This window comes from Rhizobium sp. 007 (assembly GCF_015353075.1).
Classification (GTDB): domain Bacteria; phylum Pseudomonadota; class Alphaproteobacteria; order Rhizobiales; family Rhizobiaceae; genus Rhizobium.
The window spans coordinates 1,564,094-1,581,201 of sequence record NZ_CP064187.1 but is presented as its reverse complement, the minus strand read 5'-3'; the positions used below and the strand labels follow the sequence as shown (position 1 = coordinate 1,581,201).

Annotated in this window: 12 protein-coding genes; 3 read left to right on the top strand and 9 right to left on the bottom strand. The window is 61.5% G+C overall.

Translation table 11 applies throughout. The features are described from left to right. Positions 1 to 22: 22 nt before the first annotated feature. Complete coding sequence (locus ISN39_RS08000) at positions 23 to 1,825, top strand: extracellular solute-binding protein (RefSeq protein ID WP_194729691.1); 1,803 nt, start codon at positions 23 to 25, stop codon at positions 1,823 to 1,825. Between the two features lie 97 nt (positions 1,826 to 1,922). Further along, complete coding sequence (locus ISN39_RS07995) at positions 1,923 to 2,594, top strand: DsbA family oxidoreductase (protein ID WP_194729690.1); 672 nt, start codon at positions 1,923 to 1,925, stop codon at positions 2,592 to 2,594. A 6-nt stretch (positions 2,595 to 2,600) separates the two neighbouring features. Here ISN39_RS07995 and mfd read toward each other — a convergent pair whose 3' ends face one another. Continuing rightward, positions 2,601 to 6,107 carry a transcription-repair coupling factor gene (mfd, locus tag ISN39_RS07990; protein WP_194729689.1) on the bottom strand — a complete coding sequence of 1,169 codons (3,507 nt, stop codon included), beginning with the start codon at positions 6,105 to 6,107 and terminating at the stop codon, positions 2,601 to 2,603. Beyond that, complete coding sequence (locus ISN39_RS07985) at positions 6,104 to 6,421, bottom strand: succinate dehydrogenase assembly factor 2 (RefSeq protein ID WP_194729688.1); 318 nt, start codon at positions 6,419 to 6,421, stop codon at positions 6,104 to 6,106. The genes mfd and ISN39_RS07985 overlap by 4 nt, the downstream gene beginning before the upstream one ends. Before the next feature lie 91 nt (positions 6,422 to 6,512). Between ISN39_RS07985 and recG the strand changes: the two genes are divergently transcribed. Then, positions 6,513 to 8,618, top strand: a complete 2,106-nt coding sequence (gene recG / locus ISN39_RS07980) for an ATP-dependent DNA helicase RecG (protein WP_194729687.1) — start codon at positions 6,513 to 6,515, stop codon at positions 8,616 to 8,618. Here recG and ISN39_RS07975 read toward each other — a convergent pair. The 7 genes from ISN39_RS07975 to ytfR all read right to left on the bottom strand — a co-directional run bounded on the left by ISN39_RS07975 (position 8,574) and on the right by ytfR (position 17,051). Next, the gene (locus tag ISN39_RS07975; protein WP_194729686.1) at positions 8,574 to 9,305 is read right to left on the bottom strand and encodes a DUF502 domain-containing protein; all 732 of its coding nucleotides are present in this window, start codon (positions 9,303 to 9,305) and stop codon (positions 8,574 to 8,576) included. The two genes, recG and ISN39_RS07975, sit on opposite strands and share 45 nt — an antisense overlap. 116 nt (positions 9,306 to 9,421) lie before the next feature. Next, positions 9,422 to 11,248, bottom strand: coding sequence for a glutamine--fructose-6-phosphate transaminase (isomerizing) (glmS, locus tag ISN39_RS07970; protein ID WP_194729685.1), 1,827 nt, complete (start codon positions 11,246 to 11,248; stop codon positions 9,422 to 9,424). A 95-nt stretch (positions 11,249 to 11,343) separates the two neighbouring features. After that, positions 11,344 to 12,708, bottom strand: coding sequence for a bifunctional UDP-N-acetylglucosamine diphosphorylase/glucosamine-1-phosphate N-acetyltransferase GlmU (glmU, locus tag ISN39_RS07965; protein WP_194729684.1), 1,365 nt, complete (start codon positions 12,706 to 12,708; stop codon positions 11,344 to 11,346). A 77-nt stretch (positions 12,709 to 12,785) separates the two neighbouring features. Next, positions 12,786 to 13,538 (bottom strand): FadR/GntR family transcriptional regulator, encoded by a 753-nt coding sequence (locus ISN39_RS07960; RefSeq protein ID WP_074068082.1) that lies wholly within the window; start codon positions 13,536 to 13,538, stop codon positions 12,786 to 12,788. Positions 13,539 to 13,549: 11 nt separating this feature from the next. Continuing rightward, positions 13,550 to 14,518, bottom strand: coding sequence for a galactofuranose ABC transporter, permease protein YjfF (gene yjfF, locus ISN39_RS07955; RefSeq protein WP_194729683.1), 969 nt, complete (start codon positions 14,516 to 14,518; stop codon positions 13,550 to 13,552). Next, positions 14,515 to 15,531 carry an ABC transporter permease gene (locus tag ISN39_RS07950; protein WP_194729682.1) on the bottom strand — a complete coding sequence of 339 codons (1,017 nt, stop codon included), beginning with the start codon at positions 15,529 to 15,531 and terminating at the stop codon, positions 14,515 to 14,517. The genes yjfF and ISN39_RS07950 overlap by 4 nt, the downstream gene beginning before the upstream one ends. Further along, a complete protein-coding gene (gene ytfR / locus ISN39_RS07945; RefSeq protein ID WP_074068078.1) occupies positions 15,528 to 17,051 on the bottom strand; it encodes a galactofuranose ABC transporter, ATP-binding protein YtfR in 1,524 nt (507 codons plus the stop codon). The genes ISN39_RS07950 and ytfR overlap by 4 nt, the downstream gene beginning before the upstream one ends. Positions 17,052 to 17,108 lie beyond the last annotated feature (57 nt).

Here is a 17,108-nt window from a genome sequence, read left to right as displayed (position 1 = left end):
TTTTGCCGGAAAGGATTTGAGCATGCTCCGGGTTGTTTTCCCTCTTGCCTTTACGCTGTTTTGCGGCGCCGTTGCTGCCAGCCCGCTGCATGGTATCGCCATGCACGGAGAACCCGCACTGCCCCCGGATTACAAGCATTTCTCCTACGTCAACCCGGACGTGAAAAAAGGCGGCAAGATCACCTACGGCGTCGTCGGCACCTTCGATAATCTCAACCCTTTCATCCTGAAAAGCATGCGGACGACAGCGCGCGGCATGTGGGATCCGGACTATGGCAACCTCGTCTACGAATCGTTGCTGCTGCGCTCCCGGGACGAACCTTTCACTCTCTATGGACTGCTTGCGGAAACCGTCGAATGGGACGAGGACCGCACGTTCATCCAGTTCAATCTCAATCCGAAAGCCAAGTGGTCCGACGGCCAGCCGGTGACGGCCGACGACGTCATGTTCTCCTTCGAGTTGCTGCGCGACAAAGGACGCGTGCCCTTCGCGAATCGTCTCAGCCTTGTCTCCAAGATGGAGAAGGTCGGCGAGCGCAGCGTGCGCTTCACCTTCAACGACAAGGCAGACCGCGAAACGCCGATGATCTTTGGACTTTTTCCAGTCCTGCCCAAGCACGCCATCGATCCCGAAACCTTCGACCGGACGTCTCTCGTGCCGCCGCTCGGCTCCGGCCCTTACAAGATCAAGACGGTGAAGCCCGGCGAGAGTATCACCTATGAGCGCGACCCGAACTATTGGGGCAAGGATATCCCCTCCAAGGTCGGCATGGACAATTACGACCAGATCACCGTTCAGTATTTTCTTCAGGACACGACGCTCTTCGAGGCCTTCAAGAAGGGCGATATCGACGTCTATCCCGACGGCAGCCCCGGGCACTGGGCGACGGCCTATAATTTTCCGGCGGTTTCTTCCGGTGCCGTGATCAAGGATACATTCCAGTCGAAGCTGCCGAGCGGCATGTTCGGCTTTGTCTTCAACACGCGACGGCCGCTATTCGCAAACATCAAGGTTCGGGAGGGACTCTCGCTGATCTTCGACTTCGAATGGGCGAACAAGACGCTCTATTCCGGTGCCTACAAGCGTACGCAGAGCTTCTGGCAGAATTCGAAGCTTTCGAGCTTCGGCGTTCCGGCCGACGCCCGCGAACTCGACATGCTAGGCCCGATCAAAGACAAGATCGACCCTGCCATCCTCGACGGCACCTACAAGCTGCCTGTGACCGATGCTTCCGGACGCGACCGAACTGTGCTGAAAAAGGCAGTGCAGGTGCTGAAGGAAGGCGGCTATTCGATCCAGGGCGGCAAGATGGCGGATGCCAGCGGCAAGCCGCTTGCCTTCGAGATCATGACGCAGAATGCCGATCAGGAGAAACTTGCGATTGCCTTTCAGCGTTCGCTCCAAACCCTGGGCATTGCCGCTTCGGTCCGCACAGTGGACGATTCGCAATATCAGAGCCGGACCAATAGTTTCGACTATGATGTTATCCTAAAATCTTATGTGTCGTCGCTCTCGCCCGGCAACGAGCAGCTTTCCTATTGGTCCTCGGCTGCGCGCGACCGCGAGGGCAGTTCAAGTTTCGCGGGCGTTGCCGACCCAAATGTCGATACGTCGATCAAGCATATTCTTACCGCGCGCTCCGACGAGGATTTCACCGCCGCCGTCAGGTCGTATGACCGATTGCTGCTTTCCGGCCATTATGTATTGCCTCTCTACCATATCGACCAGCAATGGGTCGCACGCAACAAGCGGCTCGGCCGTCCCGACGCTGTGCCGCTTTACGGCTACCAGCTTCCGGCCTGGTGGGATCAGAGCGTGCAATAAGCCTGCCGGAGCCGGTTCCTTTTTCCTGCCTGGTTGAAGTCGGACGCGTCAGGGCATAGATGGCGTGGAAAGCCTCGGACCGATGAAAGGAACCACCATGCAACGCATCACCATCGACGTCGTATCGGATGTCGTCTGCCCCTGGTGCTATCTCGGCAAGGCGCGGCTTGAGCTTGCTATCGCGGAAGTGCAGGACGAGGTGGGCGTCGACATCAACTGGAGGCCCTACCGCCTCAATCCCGACTATCCGCCCGAGGGCGTCGATCAGAAGGAAGCGCTGGAGCAGAAGCTCGGCGGCGCCGAACGCGTCGCGCAGGCCCACAAGATGCTGACCGACTTCGGCCGCGAGGTCGGCATCAATTTCGACTTCGAAGCGATCAAGATCGGGCCGAATACACTCGATGCGCACCGCCTGATCCATTGGGCGATGGTGGGGGACCGCGAGAAGCAGGACCGCGTCGTCAACGCACTCTTCAAGGCGAACTTCGAGGAAGGCAGCAATGTCGGAGACCACGCCGTATTGCTCGACATCGCCGAGCAAGTCGGGCTCGACCGCGCTGTCATCGCCTCCCTGCTTGCTTCGGATGCCGACCGCGACCTGGTGATTGCCGAGATCGAGGCGGCCCAGAAGATGGGTGTCAACGGCGTCCCCTTCTTCATCTTCGACCAGCAATACGCTGTCAGCGGCGCTCAGACGCCGGACGTGCTGGCAGGCGCGCTTCGCGACATCGCCAAGGCGAAGGCGGAAGCGCGCGCCGGGCTGAACTGACCGGCCCTACGGCTTTGCCATTTCGGCCAGCTGCGTCATGACGACGGCCGCGCCCTGCAGCCGCTTTTCCGGCGTCGGCAGGTCGCGGGTCAAAAACACGCTGTGGTCCGGACGGATCTTCGCCATCGTGCCCTGCTTGGCGATATACCCGACCAGGTTTGCCGGGTTCGGGAATTCCTTGTTGCGGAATTGGACGACCACACCCTTCGGGCCGACGTCCAGCTTTTCGACATTGGCGATGCGGCAAAGCGATTTGATGTAGACGATCTTCAAAAGATGCTGCACCTCGATCGGCATCGGACCGAAGCGGTCGATCATTTCGGCGCCGAAGGCATCGATCTCCTTGAGCTCAGTGATCTCGCCGAGGCGACGATAGAGCGCCATGCGCAGATGCAGGTCCGGCACGTAGCCGTCCGGGATCATCACCGGCGTCCCGACCGAAATCTGCGGCGACCAGCCGGTATCCTGAATTTCGTCCACGCCCTTCACCTCGGCGACCGCCTCTTCCAGCATCTGCTGGTAAAGCTCGAAGCCGACTTCCTTGATATGGCCCGACTGCTCCTCGCCCAGAAGGTTACCCGCCCCGCGGATATCGAGGTCGTGGCTGGCGAGCTGGAAGCCGGCGCCGAGCGTATCCAGCGACTGCAGCACCTTGAGGCGACGCTCGGCGGTTGCCGTCAGCACCTTGTTGACCGGCAGCGTGAAGAGCGCGAAGGCGCGGACCTTCGAGCGGCCGACGCGGCCGCGGAGCTGATAGAGTTGCGCCAGACCGAACATGTCGGCACGGTGGACGATCAGCGTGTTGGCTGTCGGGACATCGAGGCCGGATTCGACGATGGTCGTCGAAAGCAGCACGTCGTAACGGCCGTCGTAAAAGGCATTCATGACGTCTTCGAGTTCGCCCGCCGGCATCTGACCATGGGCGACGGCAACCTTCAGCTCGGGAACATCCGACCGCAGGAAGGCATGCACGTCCTCGAGGTCCGCCAAGCGCGGACAGACGTAGAAGCTCTGGCCGCCGCGATAATGCTCGCGCATCAGCGTCTCGCGGATGACGAGGCTGTCGAAGGGCGAAATGAAGGTGCGCACCGCCATGCGGTCGACCGGCGGTGTTGTGATCAGCGACAGCTCGCGAACGCCGGTCATCGCCAGCTGCAGCGTGCGCGGGATCGGCGTTGCCGAAAGTGTCAGCACGTGGACGTCGCTCTTCAGCTCCTTCAAGCGTTCCTTGTGCTTCACGCCGAAATGCTGCTCCTCGTCGATGATGAGGAGGCCGAGATTGGCGAATTTGATGCCGGCGCCGAGCAGCGCGTGCGTTCCGACGACGATATCGGTCTTGCCCTCGGCCACCTCCTTCTTCGTAAGAGCGAGTTCCTTCGCACCGACAAGGCGCGAGGCCTGCTGGATACGCACTGGCAGGCCACGGAAGCGCTCGATAAAGGTCTTGAAATGCTGCCGCGCAAGCAGCGTTGTCGGTACGACCACAGCGACCTGAATACCGTTCATCGCCGCGATGAAGGCGGCGCGCAGCGCAACTTCCGTCTTGCCGAACCCGACGTCGCCACAGACGAGGCGATCCATCGGGCGCCCGGCGCCAAGGTCGCCGCGCACGGCCTCGATGGCATTGTCCTGATCTTCCGTCTCATCGTAGGGGAAGCGGGCCGCAAACTCGTCGTAAAGCCCTTCCTGTGTCGTCAGCGCCGGCGCGTGGCGGGTCAAACGCTCGGCCGCAATTCGGATCAGCGCATCCGCCATGTCGAGCAGGCGCTTCTTGAGTTTCGCCTTGCGCATCTGCCATGCGCCGCCGCCGAGCCTGTCCAGCTGGGCTTCGGTCCCCTCACCGCCATAACGTGACAGGAGATCGATGTTTTCGACCGGCAGGAAGAGCTTGGCGTCATCGGCATATTGCAGCTCTAGACAGGCGTGCGGGGCGCCGGCCGCCTCGATTGTCTTCAGGCCGACGAAACGGCCGATGCCGTGTTCGGCGTGAACGACGATCGAACCTTCGTCGAGACCCGCAACCTCCGAAATGAAGTCGGCAGCGCGCTTGCGGCGTTTCGTGCGGCGAACCATGCGGTCGCCGAGAATGTCCTGCTCGCCGATGACGATAAGGTCACCCATCTCGAAGCCCGATTCGAGGCTGAGCACGGCTGCCGCTGCCTCGCCCCTGTCCAGCGAATCGACGGCCTTCAACGCTTCGACCGGCTTGACGCGTTCCAGGCCATGCTCGTTCAGCACCTGCAGCAGGCGTTCAAGCGAACCTTCCGTCCAGGCGGTGATGAGAACCTTCGCGCCGCCTGCCCGCCTTTCGGCGATATGCTTGACGACAACATCAAAGATGTTGACGCGCTCGGCATTGCCGCCGCCTTCGGCATTCGCCCGCGCCCAGCGCTCGCCCTGGCGCGCACCGATATTGACGACGCGCCTTGCCTCGCCCTCGTGCTCGTTGAAGGGCGAAATCCGCATGGTATTGAACGCATCCAGAGCCTTCGCAAAAATTTCGCTGTCGAGATAAAGCTGACCGGGCGTCACAGGCTTGTAGGGTGTTCCCTGCGCCATCTGGCCCTTGACCTGCTGGGCTGAGTTCAGGCGGGCATCGAAGTAGTCGAGAACCAGCTTCGAGCGCTCCTCGGCGGCCTCACGCACGGTATGATCCGTGACCATCCGAAAACCCTTCAGGTAATCGAAGACAGTCTCCAGCCTCTCGTAGAAGAGCGGCAGCCAGTGTTCCATGCCGGGATAGCGGCGCCCTTCGGAAACGGCAAGATAAAGCGCGTCGTCGCGGGTCGCGGCGCCAAAGGCCGAGAGATAATTCTTGCGGAAGCGGCTGATTGTATCCGGCGTCAGCGTCACTTCGCTCATCGGGTTGAGATCGAGAGAACGCACCTGCCCGGTCGTGCGCTGGCTTGCCGGGTCGAAGCTGCGGATACTCTCCAGCGTATCGCCAAAGAAATCGAGACGGACCGGCTCTTCGGATCCCGGAACGAAAACGTCGAGGATGCCGCCGCGCACCGCAAATTCGCCGACCTCGCGCACCGTCGCGACCCGGTCGAAGCCGTTGCGCTCCAGACGGCCGGCGAGGTCGTCCATGCGCACCTGGTTGCCGGGGCGCGCCGAGAATGCCAGGCTCTCGATCACATCTTGCGGCGCCACCTTCTGCAGCATTGCGTTGACGGTAACGAGCACGATTGCCGCATGTGGCTTCTTGCGATGGGCGATCAGGCCGCTCAGTGCCGCCAGGCGGCGGGCCGAGGTATCGGCGCTGGGCGAAACGCGGTCGTAGGGCAGGCAGTCCCAGGCGGGCAGCGTAAGAACCGGGATGTCGGGCGCGACAAAGCCGAGCATTTGCTCCAGGTCGGCCATGCGCTGCCCGTCGGAAAGCACGTAGGCGACCGGTCCGCCAGCGCGTGCCAATTCGGCGAGCAGGAGCGGTTCCAGGCCGGACGGCACATTGCCGATCGTCAGCGACTCGGCGGCGGCTGCGAGCTTGCTTGCATCAAATCCTGGGATCATTCCGGCTTCCTGGATGTGGTGTCGGCTGGGTATTCGAAATCCGGCTTGAAGGCTGCGAGGCGTTGAAACATCGGCGTTTGAAAGCGCTGCGGAACGGGCCATGTGCCCATAACCCAGCGCAGAAGGTCGTTATCTTCCTCGCCCATAATGGTTTCGAGCTCGTCGAGCTCTGCTTCGGACAGCGTCGCCACCTCGGCTTCGGCGAACTGGCCGAACACCAGATCCATCTCGCGCAGCCCGCGATGCCAACAGCGGAACAATATGCGGCGGCGGCGCGGGTCGAGACCGGCACTCGAGAGTGTCACACCTGTCATGGCATCACCTTCCTGTTGATGCGCCTCTATAGCCCCTCGAAAGCGGCTTGTCAGCCTTGCCAATGCCCTATTCTTCATCGCATTTTGCAGCATGCGCCCCACCATCCTCGATCCGTTGTTTTCCCCCGTTTCGGCTCTTTCGGGCGTCGGCCCGAAGATTGCTGAGCTGCTGGTGAAGCTGCTTGGGCGCGAGACACCGGACGATACGCGGATCATCGACCTGCTCTTCCATGCGCCGCATTCGCTGATCGATCGGCGCAACCAGCCGGGAATTGCACGCGCGCCGCAAGGTGCGATCGTGACGATCACGGCGCGGGTCGACCGGCACCAGCCCCCGCCGAGGGGCAAAAGCAATATCCCCTACCGCGTCTTCCTGCACGACGAGACGGGCGAACTCAGCCTCGTCTTCTTCCGCGGACAGGCGGCGTGGCTGGAAAAGCAGCTTCCGATCGACGAGGAGGTCACCGTCAGCGGCAAGATCGACTGGTTCAACGGCCGGGCAACGATGGTGCATCCGGACTACATCGTAAAGGCAGGCGATACGGAGAGCCTGCCGCTCGTCGAGCCCGTCTACCCGCTGACCGCCGGGCTCTCACCGAAAACACTGCACAAGATCATTGAGGCGGCGGTGCTGCGCATGCCGGAACTGCCGGAATGGATCGATCTTTCGCTGGCGCAGGCACAGGGGCTGCCTTCGGTCGCCGACAGCTTCCATATGCTGCATGAACCGCGCGATCCAACAGACGTCGATCCGCAAGCCCCTGCCCGCCGAAGGCTCGCCTATGACGAATTCCTTGCCGGACAGTTGTCGCTCGCGTTGGTACGCCAGCGTCTTCGCAAGGTCCCCGGGCAGCCGGTCCATGCCACCGGCAAAATCAGCGGCAAGATCCTGCAGGCGCTGCCCTTCTCGCCCACGCGCAGCCAGACGGAAGCAATCGCCGACGTCCTGAAGGACATGGCTGGCGAAGACCGCATGCTGCGACTGCTGCAGGGCGATGTCGGCTCCGGCAAGACGCTGGTGGCGCTGATGGCCATGGCCGCGGTGATCGAGTGCGGCGGACAGTCCGTTCTGATGGCTCCCACCGAGATTCTCGCGCGTCAGCACTACGCGACGATCTCCAAATTCGCCGCTTCTGCCAGTCTCGGTATCGAGGTGCTGACGGGCCGCACCAAGGGACGCGAGCGCGACGATATCCTGGGACGCATCGCTTCCGGCGAGGCCCAAGTCATCATCGGTACGCATGCGCTCTTCCAGGAGAGCGTCAACTACAAGAATCTAATGCTGGCAGTCGTCGACGAGCAGCATCGCTTCGGCGTACACCAGCGGCTGCGGCTGACGGCGAAGGGGATCTCGCCGCACATGCTGGTGATGACGGCAACACCCATTCCACGCACGCTGGTGCTCGCCGCCTTCGGCGACATGGATGTCTCGAAACTCACCGAGAAACCCGCCGGCCGCAAGCCGATCCAGACGATCACCATACCGAGTGAACGGACCGGGGAAATCATAGAGCGGCTGCAAAGCGCGCTTGCCGAAGGCAAGAAGGCCTATTGGATCTGCCCGCTGGTCGAGGAATCCGAAGAGCTCGACCTCATGTCCGCCGAAGAGCGGCATGCGACGCTGGTCTCAACGCTCGGACCGGGCATCGGCCTCATCCACGGCCGCATGAGCGGACCGGAGAAAGATGCCGTGATGATGGCGTTCAAGAACGGCGAACTCAGACTGCTGGTGGCGACGACCGTCGTCGAAGTGGGCGTCGACGTGCCGGATGCGACGATCATGGTGATCGAACATGCCGAACGCTTCGGTCTCGCGCAGCTCCATCAGCTTCGCGGCCGCGTCGGCCGTGGCGACGAAGCTTCGACCTGCATCCTGCTCTACAAAGGCCCGCTCGGCGAAACCGGCCATGCGCGGCTTTCGATCATGCGGGAGACGGAGGACGGCTTCCGGATTGCCGAAGAAGACTTGAAACTGCGCGGCGAAGGCGAATTGCTCGGCACCCGCCAATCGGGCACGCCCGGCTTCCGGATCGCGAGCCTCGAAGCGCACGCCGACCTTCTGGAGATCGCCCGAAGAGATGCCGCCTATCTGATCGAGCGCGACCCGGAACTCACGAGCGAACGCGGTTCGGCGTTCCGCACCCTGCTCTATCTATTCCGGCGCGACGAAGCGATCCGCTTTCTTCGCGCGGGCTAGCAGTCTCGGTTTTCCCGGAACCGCCGGTTCCTTGGACGGCTTGGCCGGAAAGTCTGGCGCCACGAGGCCGCCGGAGACGAGCAGCTTGGCGCCGTCTTCCGCGCTCATGTCGAGCACGACGATCTTTTCGCGCGGCACGAAGATCAGAAATCCCGCGGTCGGTATTGGCGTCGGCGGCAGGAACACACTCACCATATCCTGGCCCATCGCATTGAACTTCGAAGCGATCTCGCCTTTTGCATCGGTTGCGATGAACACCAGCGCCCAGAGGCCGGGGCTCGGATACTCGATGAGGCCCACCTTCTTGAAGGAATTGCTGCGTTCCTCGAGCACCGTCTCGAATATCTGCTTCACGCTCCTGTAGATGCTGCGCACCAGCGGCACGCGGCGTACCACCGACTCGCCGAACTGGACGATGGTCTGGCCGATGAGGTTCTTGCCGAGAAAACCGATGACGGTGATGAAGATCATCGCGATCACCAGGCCGGAGCCGGGTACGGCGAAATTCAGGTAGCTGTCCGGATCGTAACGCGCGGGAATGTAAGGCTTCACCCAGCTGTCAGCCCACCGTACGACGGACCACGTGAGCCACAGCGTGATCGCAATCGGAGCACAGATGATAAGGCCCGCAAGGAAGTTGTTTCTCATGCGGGTCGCTATCGGCAATCGGGGCAGTTTGTGCGCCATCGCTCGCGATGAACTCCCTTGAATCTACCGGCTGACGTGATCAGGCGCTCCCCCGCACCTGGAACGAAGCTGCCAGAATTCGGCCCCTTTCACAAGCCTTCCGGCGGCATTCCGATTCACTCCACCGTGACCGATTTTGCAAGGTTTCGTGGCTGGTCGACATCCGTGCCCATGAAGACGGCGGTGTGGTAGGCGAGCAGTTGGATCGGCAGCGAGAAGATCATCGGCGCGATGATCTCAGGGACGTTCGGAAGCACGATCGTCGCCATTGTCGGCAGCTTGGAGGCAGCAGCGCCTGCTTCGTCGGTGATGAATATGATCCGGCCGCCGCGGGCTGCGACTTCCTGCATGTTCGAAACGGTCTTTTCGAAGAACCGGTCGTAAGGCGCGATCACGATGACCGGCATGTTCTCGTCGATCAGCGCGATCGGCCCGTGCTTCAATTCGCCCGCCGCATACCCTTCCGCATGGATATAGGAAATCTCCTTGAGCTTCAGCGCACCTTCCATCGCCAGCGGGAAGCTGGTGCCGCGGCCGAGATAAAGCACGTCGCGGCACTTGGAGAGTTCGCGTGAGAGACTTTCCATCTGCGGCTGGACGAGGTTCAGCACACGGCTCATGACGCGCGGCATTTCGGCGAGTTGCCGGACGAGCCCCTTTTCCTCATCGGCGCTGACGGTGCCGCGCGCCTTGCCGGCACCGATGGCCAGAGACGCGAGGACGGCCAGCTGGCAGGTGAAGGCCTTCGTCGAAGCAACTCCGATTTCAGGACCGGCCATGATCGGGAAGACGGCATCGGATTCGCGCGCGATCGTCGACTCCTGCACATTGACCACGGCGCCGATCTTCAGGCCGTTGTCCTTGCAGTAGCGGAGCGAGGCCAGCGTGTCTGCGGTTTCGCCGGACTGCGAGATGAAGAGTGCAGCCTGCGACGGCTGCAGCGGCATTTCGCGATAGCGGAATTCCGAGGCGACATCGATCTCTACCGGCAGGCGGGCATAGCGCTCGAACCAGTATTTGCCGATCAGACCGGCGAGATAGGCGGTGCCGCAGGCCGAGATTGCGAGGCCGCTGACTGTCTTGAAATCAATCTCCGACGCATTAGCACCAATCGTGTTCTCGGCAAAATTCATGTAGTGGCTGAGCGCGTGGGAGATGACCTCCGGCTGCTCATAGATTTCCTTCTCCATGAAGTGACGATGGTTGCCCTTGTCGACGACATAGGCCGTCGCCTGCGATATCTGCCGCGGGCGATTTAGCGGGTTGCCGGAGAAATCGACGATGGCTGCACCGTCGCGGGTGATGACCGCGCAGTCGCCGTCGACGAGATAGGTGATTTCGTTGGTGAAGGGCGAAAGAGCGATTGCATCCGAGCCCAAGAACATTTCGCCGTTGCCGAATCCGATAGCAAGCGGCGGGCCGGAGCGCGCTGCCAGCAACGTGCCCGGATCGCTCTGCAGCATGACGACGAGCGCATAGGCGCCCGTCACGCGGTTCAGCATCCTCAGCATGGCAGCGCGGGGCTCAAGCCCTTCGCGTAGGTATTTCGCCATCAAGTGGGCGACGACTTCGGTGTCGGTCTGGCTTTCGAATACCGCACCTTCAGCGTTGAGCTCGTCACGCAGGTCCGAGAAGTTTTCGATGATGCCGTTGTGGACGACCGCCACGCCCTCGACGAAATGCGGGTGCGCATTGGTCTGGTTCGGAACGCCGTGCGTTGCCCAGCGCGTATGGGCGATGCCGGTCGTACCAGGCAGCGGCTCGACGTCGAGGCACTTCTCGAGATTGAAGAGTTTGCCCTCGGCGCGGCGACGGCTCATCACGCCCTCGTGGATCGTCGCGACGCCCGCCGAATCGTAACCTCGATATTCGAGCCGCTTCAGCGCATCAACCAAACGTTCCGCGACCGGCTGACTGCCCACGATGCCCACAATACCGCACATGAAAATGTCCCCAACGCTTCGAAAATAACGAGCCAGTCCTAGCGATTTTCTGTTATTTCTCAATCGGTCAGCCGGTCACATTCGATTTCCGGCCGTTACTCAGTCTTGGCTTGCTTTGCGGCCTTGATCGCCTGCGCGCGCTCGCGGATCGCCTTGGCGCGCTCCGGTTTCATTTCCTGGCGCGCCCGGCCGAAAGCGAGCGCCTCGGCAGGGACATTGTGGGTGATGACGCTGCCCGACGCAATATAGGCACCGTCGCCAATGCTGACCGGAGCAACCAGCGCACTGTTGGAGCCAATGAAGGCGTTGGCGCCGATGCGGGTCTCGTGCTTGTTCACGCCGTCATAATTGCAGGTGATCGTGCCCGCGCCGATATTGGCCCCGGCGCCGATGACCGCATCACCGATATAGGTCAGGTGGTTGACCTTGGCGCCCTCACCGATCTGCCCGTTCTTCACCTCGCAGAAGTTTCCGACCTTCGATCTCTCGCCGAGATCGGCGCCCGGCCGCAGGCGTGCAAAGGGACCGACCGTCGCACCGACGCTCACATGCGCGCCTTCGATATGGGAGAAAGCATGGATCACCGCGCCGCCGTCGATCACCGCGCCCGGACCGAAGACGACGTTCGGCTCGATCAGCGCATCCTGGCCGATGACAGTGTCGTGCGACAGGAAAACCGTTTCGGGGGCGATCATCGTCACGCCGGAGATCATCAATTCGTGGCGGCGGCGCTCCTGCCAGAAACGCTCGATCGCCGCGAGTTCTGCCCTGTTGTTGCAGCCGGTCATTTCCACTTCCGGCGCATCGACGGCCGTGACTCGGCCGCCGAGCGAGCGGGCAATCTCGACGAGGTCCGTGAGATAGTATTCGCCTTTGGCGTTGCTGTTTTCAATGCGCGCAAGGAGATCGAGGGCCTTGCGGCCGTTGATCGCCATCAGGCCGCTATTGCACCATTTGACGGCGCGCTCCGCATCGGTCGCGTCCTTCTCCTCGCGGATCGCAATCAATTCGCCGTCCTTGACGAGTAACCGGCCATAGCCTGTGGGCTTGCTCGTATGGAAGCCGATGACGACGATATCGCTGCCCTCCGCCAGTCCCTGGCGCGCCGCCTTCAGCGGCCCCTCGGTCTGTAACGGGACATCGCCATACGTCACCAGGATATCGTCGTAGCCGCGGGCGATCGCTTCGCGTGCCGCAAGAACTGCATGTCCGGTTCCGAGGCGCTCCTTCTGCAAGTGTGCCTCGACCTCGACGCCGCCGATTCTGGCGGCCTTCGAGACTTCGTCGGCATCACGCCCGACGACGAGAGCGACCGACGAAATGCCGGCCTTCGCCACGGCGTCCACGACATGTGCGATCATCGGCCGGTTGGCGACCGGATGCAGCACCTTCGATTTCGAGGATTTCATGCGTGTGCTGTCGCCGGCGGCAAGAATGACGGCAAGGCAGGTGCGTTCCATGGGGCAGGCTCCGGGAATCCGTTGTTCAGCTCTGCCTCATAGCAGCAAGGCGAACCGGCGACAAAGACGAATTTGGATCAGGCGGAAACCTCGGAGAACGCCGCATAGGCGTCACGCACATGTTTGCGGCCTTCAACGATAACATCTTCCATCGCCTTGCGGGCGCCGGCAACGTCGCCGGCGACGATCGCATCGACAATGCGCATATGCGTGTCGGCAATGTTGGCGAAACCGTTCTGCGATGGTGGCGTGCTCAGGCGGAACATACCGACGAGGGCCGCCTCGATCAGACTTCCGAGGGTGCGCATGAATGGGTTGTGGGAAGCATCCGCGACGGCGAGATGGAATTTCAGGTCGGCGAGCGCAAGGCTCTCCGTCGTGTGGCCGGGCGCAGCCATATCGAGCGCCAATGCACGCAGCGTCGCGATGTCATCGGCGTTTGCACGTTCTGCCACAAGGCCCGCGGCAAAAGGTTCCACAGCAAGGCGGATGTCGTAGAGTTGCAGCAGGAATTCTTCGGTGACGCCGTGGTCGAAGTGCCAGGCAATGATCTCGCTGTCGAACATGTTCCAGAGGTTCTTCTCCGTCACACGCGTGCCGACGCGGGCCTTGGCAACAACCATGCCCTTGGCTGCAAGCGTCTTCATCGTTTCGCGAAGGACGGTGCGGGAGACCTTGAAGCGCTGGGCAAGCTCGACGTCGCCGGGCAAAATCGAGCCGACCGGATAGGTTCCGGCGACGATGGCCTTGCCAAGCTCGTCCACGACCTGCGCGTGGCTCGTGCGGGTCTTCCGGCCGGTCCTTCGTGTCTCAAGCAAACGGTTGCGCAACAAGTCCTCCGTCAGGCGTACCTCTTGTTCAAACTGGACAAGAACAGGATGGCCTTTTGCATCAGGATAAACGCAAAGAGCAAAAGGCCGATCAGGATTTTCGTCCACCAGCTCGAGAGCGTCCCGTCGAAGGTGATGTATGTCTGAATAAGCCCCTGTATCAGGAGACCGATGAAGGTTCCTGCTACGAATCCTGCTCCCCCGGTCAGAAGAGTCCCCCCAATGACCACTGCCGCGATGGCGTCAAGCTCGACACCGACCGCCGCCAGGGAATATCCGGCAGACGTATAGAGCGAAAAAACGATTCCGGATAGGCCCGCCAAAAAGCCGGAGAGCGCGTAGATCCGGATGGTCGTCGGGCCGACCGGCACACCCATCAACTCCGCCGTCTGGACGCCGCCGCCGAGCGCGTAGACATTTGCTCCGAAGCGGGTGCGATGCGCAATGAAGACGCCGGCGATGAAAACCAGCAGCATGACTCCGCCGACCAGCGTCAGGCGTCCGCCGCCCGGCAGACGATAGTAAATGCCGGTCAGCGTCGAATAGTAATCGTGATCGATGGGGATACTGTCGATCGAAAGCACGTAGGACATGCCGCGCGCCAGGAACATGCCGGCAAGCGTCACGATGAAGGCCGGCATCTTCAGATAGTGGATCACCGCGCCCATCAATCCACCGAAGGCAGTGGTGATGACGAGAACCAACGCAAAGGCTACCAGCGGATGAATCGAGGTGTCCCGCAGCACGACGGCAAGGAACACGCCGGTAAAGGCGATGACCGAGCCGATCGAAAGGTCGATACCGCCCGAGATGATGACGAAGGTCATGCCGACCGCGGCAATTCCCAAAAATGCGTTGTCGGTCAGCAGATTGCCGGCGACGCGGGTTGAGAGCATGTTCGGGTACTGCAGCGCGCAGGCCGCATAGGAAAGGACGAAGATGACGATGGTTGCCAGGAGCGGCAAGTATTTCGAGTTCATTTCAACAGCTCCGCTCTGACTTCCGGCTTGCGGCTGAAGAAGACTGCGGCGGATTGCAGCGCAGGCGACTGGATGATGAGAATGATCAGGACGATCACGGCCTTGATGATCAGGTTGAATTCCGGGGGGAAACCGGATAGCAGGATGCCGGTATTGACCGCCTGGATGATCATCGCCCCGATCAGCGAGCCGAGGATGCTGAAGCGCCCGCCGAGGAGCGAATTACCACCCACGACGACCGCAAGGATCGCATCGAGCTCCAGCCAGAGACCGGCATTGTTGGCATCAGCACCCTTGATGTCGGCGGCCACGATAATGCCCGCGATCGCCGCACAGAGCGCGCTCAGCATATAGACCGCCATCAAAAGAACGGGCGTGCGAACCCCGGAGAGCGTGCTGGCACGGCGATTGATGCCGACCGATTCGATCAGCATGCCGAGTGCGGTCCGCCTGACGAGCAGGATCACCAACGCGCCGGCGATCAGCCAGATCACGACGGGCATCGGCAAAAAGGCGAAGGAGCCGCTGCCGAAGAATATCAGACCCGGATCATTGAAAGTCATGATCACGCCTTCGGTGATCAGCTGGGCGATGCCGCGTCCGGCGACCATCAGCACAAGCGTGGCGATGATCGGCTGGATATTCAGGATCGCCACCAAGAAGCCGTTCCAAACGCCGCAAAGCAGCCCGACGCAGAGCGTCGTGATCAGCGTGTAGGCCAGCGAATTACCGGAGACGATCGACGATGCGGCAACCGCACCGCAGATCGCAATGACGGCGCCGACGGAAAGATCGATGCCCTTCGTCGCGATCACCAGCGTCATGCCGATGGCGAGCAGGGCAACGGGGGCGCCGCGGTTCAGGACGTCGATCAGACTGCCATAGAGGCGGTCATTCTGAACGACGACATTAAAAAACTGCGGAAACATGATGAAATTCAACAAAAGAATGACGGCCAGCGCAATCAATTGCGGCGCCAGGCGTATGGCAAGCGCCCTCAGCGAGGAACTCATGCATCCTCCATTTTCTGTTCGGCCGCGACAATCGCGTCGATGATGTGGGATGCCGTCAAGCGGTCTCCAGCAAGCTCGGCAATGTGCTCGCGGTCGCGAAGGACGACGACGCGTGAACTATAGGCGACAAGCTCTTCCAATTCAGATGAAATCACGATCAGCGACATGCCCTTTGCACAAAGCTCCTCGATCAGCCGGATGATCTCCGCATGGGCACCGACGTCGATGCCGCGCGTCGGCTCGTCGAGGATCAGGAAATCAGGATTGGTGGCAAGCCAGCGCGCGAGGATGGCTTTCTGCTGGTTGCCGCCCGAAAGCAGCCGGATCGGTTTCTCACGGTCGGTCGTGCGGATATCGAGCGCCTTGATATATTGGTCCGCAAGAGCATTCTGTTCGCCGCGCGACAGCGGTCTTGCCCAGCCGCGGCGGGCCTGAAGCGCCAGCGCGATATTCTCTCGGATCGACAGATCGCCGATAATCCCGTCGGTCTTGCGGTCCTCCGGGCAGAAACCGAATCCGTGCCTGATCGCAGCGCGCGGGCTCGACAGCGCCACAACCTTTCCATCGATCACCGCCCTGCCGCTGTCGGCATGCTCTATGCCGAAGAAAAGTTCTGCCGTCTCGGTACGTCCGGAACCGAGCAGGCCGGCAATGCCGACGACTTCACCCACGCGAATGTCGAGATCGAAAGGCTTTACCTTGCCGCGCTTGCCATAGCCCTCGAAGCGATATTTGACGCTGCCCGCAGCGGCCGTGCGTTCCTTTGCGGCCTCTTCCGTCTGCGCCAGTTCGCGGCCGAGCATCATCGGGATCAGCGCCTGCCGCGGCAGTTCCGCCACTTCCCGGGTGCCGACAAGCCTGCCGTTGCGAAGCACCGTGATACGGTCGCTGATCTCGTAAACCTGTTCAAGAAAGTGTGTAATAAAGACAATGCCTAATCCACGCTTCTTCAAGTCATTGATGACATTGAAGAGCATCGCGACTTCGTGCGTATCAAGGCTCGCGGTCGGCTCGTCGAGGATCAGAACCTTGCCGGAAAGATCGACTGCACGGGCAATGGCGATCACCTGCTGGACGGCGACGGAGAAGCGCTCGAGCTGTGCCGTGACATCGATGTCCAAGCCATATTGCGCCAGCAGCTCGCGCGCCATCCGGTTCATCGCGCGCGTATCGACCATGCCGAAACGGCGCGGCTGACGGCCAAGGAAAAGGTTCTCGGCGACGCTGAGATTCGGCAGGAGGTTCACCTCCTGATAGACGGTCCCGATGCCGAGCCTCTGTGCCGCCAGCGTATCGGCGGGATCGATCTCGCTGCCCTCGAGCGCAAGTCTTCCCTCGTCGCGGCGATAGGCGCCGGTCAGGCATTTTATGAGTGTGGATTTGCCGGCTCCGTTTTCGCCGAGCAGCGCATGGACTTCGCCCTTGCGAAGCGTGAAATCGACCTTGTCCAACGCGACGGCGCCGGGGAAGAATTTCGATATTCCGGACGCGACGAGAACGTTCTCGAAATCGTGAATCATGGCTCGATATTTTCCAGATATGACCGCTCATGCCCTTGCACTTGGCGGACTTGATGT

Coding starts and splice junctions, on each gene's coding strand:
- ISN39_RS08000 (WP_194729691.1), top strand. CDS start 23: ATGCTCCGGGTTGTTTTCCCTCTTGCCTTTACGCTGTTTTGCGGCGCC.
- ISN39_RS07995 (WP_194729690.1), top strand. CDS start 1,923: ATGCAACGCATCACCATCGACGTCGTATCGGATGTCGTCTGCCCCTGG.
- mfd (WP_194729689.1), bottom strand. CDS start 6,107: ATGATCCCAGGATTTGATGCAAGCAAGCTCGCAGCCGCCGCCGAGTCG.
- ISN39_RS07985 (WP_194729688.1), bottom strand. CDS start 6,421: ATGACAGGTGTGACACTCTCGAGTGCCGGTCTCGACCCGCGCCGCCGC.
- recG (WP_194729687.1), top strand. CDS start 6,513: ATGCGCCCCACCATCCTCGATCCGTTGTTTTCCCCCGTTTCGGCTCTT.
- ISN39_RS07975 (WP_194729686.1), bottom strand. CDS start 9,305: ATGGCGCACAAACTGCCCCGATTGCCGATAGCGACCCGCATGAGAAAC.
- glmS (WP_194729685.1), bottom strand. CDS start 11,248: ATGTGCGGTATTGTGGGCATCGTGGGCAGTCAGCCGGTCGCGGAACGT.
- glmU (WP_194729684.1), bottom strand. CDS start 12,708: ATGGAACGCACCTGCCTTGCCGTCATTCTTGCCGCCGGCGACAGCACA.
- yjfF (WP_194729683.1), bottom strand. CDS start 14,518: ATGAACTCGAAATACTTGCCGCTCCTGGCAACCATCGTCATCTTCGTC.
- ISN39_RS07950 (WP_194729682.1), bottom strand. CDS start 15,531: ATGAGTTCCTCGCTGAGGGCGCTTGCCATACGCCTGGCGCCGCAATTG.
- ytfR (WP_074068078.1), bottom strand. CDS start 17,051: ATGATTCACGATTTCGAGAACGTTCTCGTCGCGTCCGGAATATCGAAA.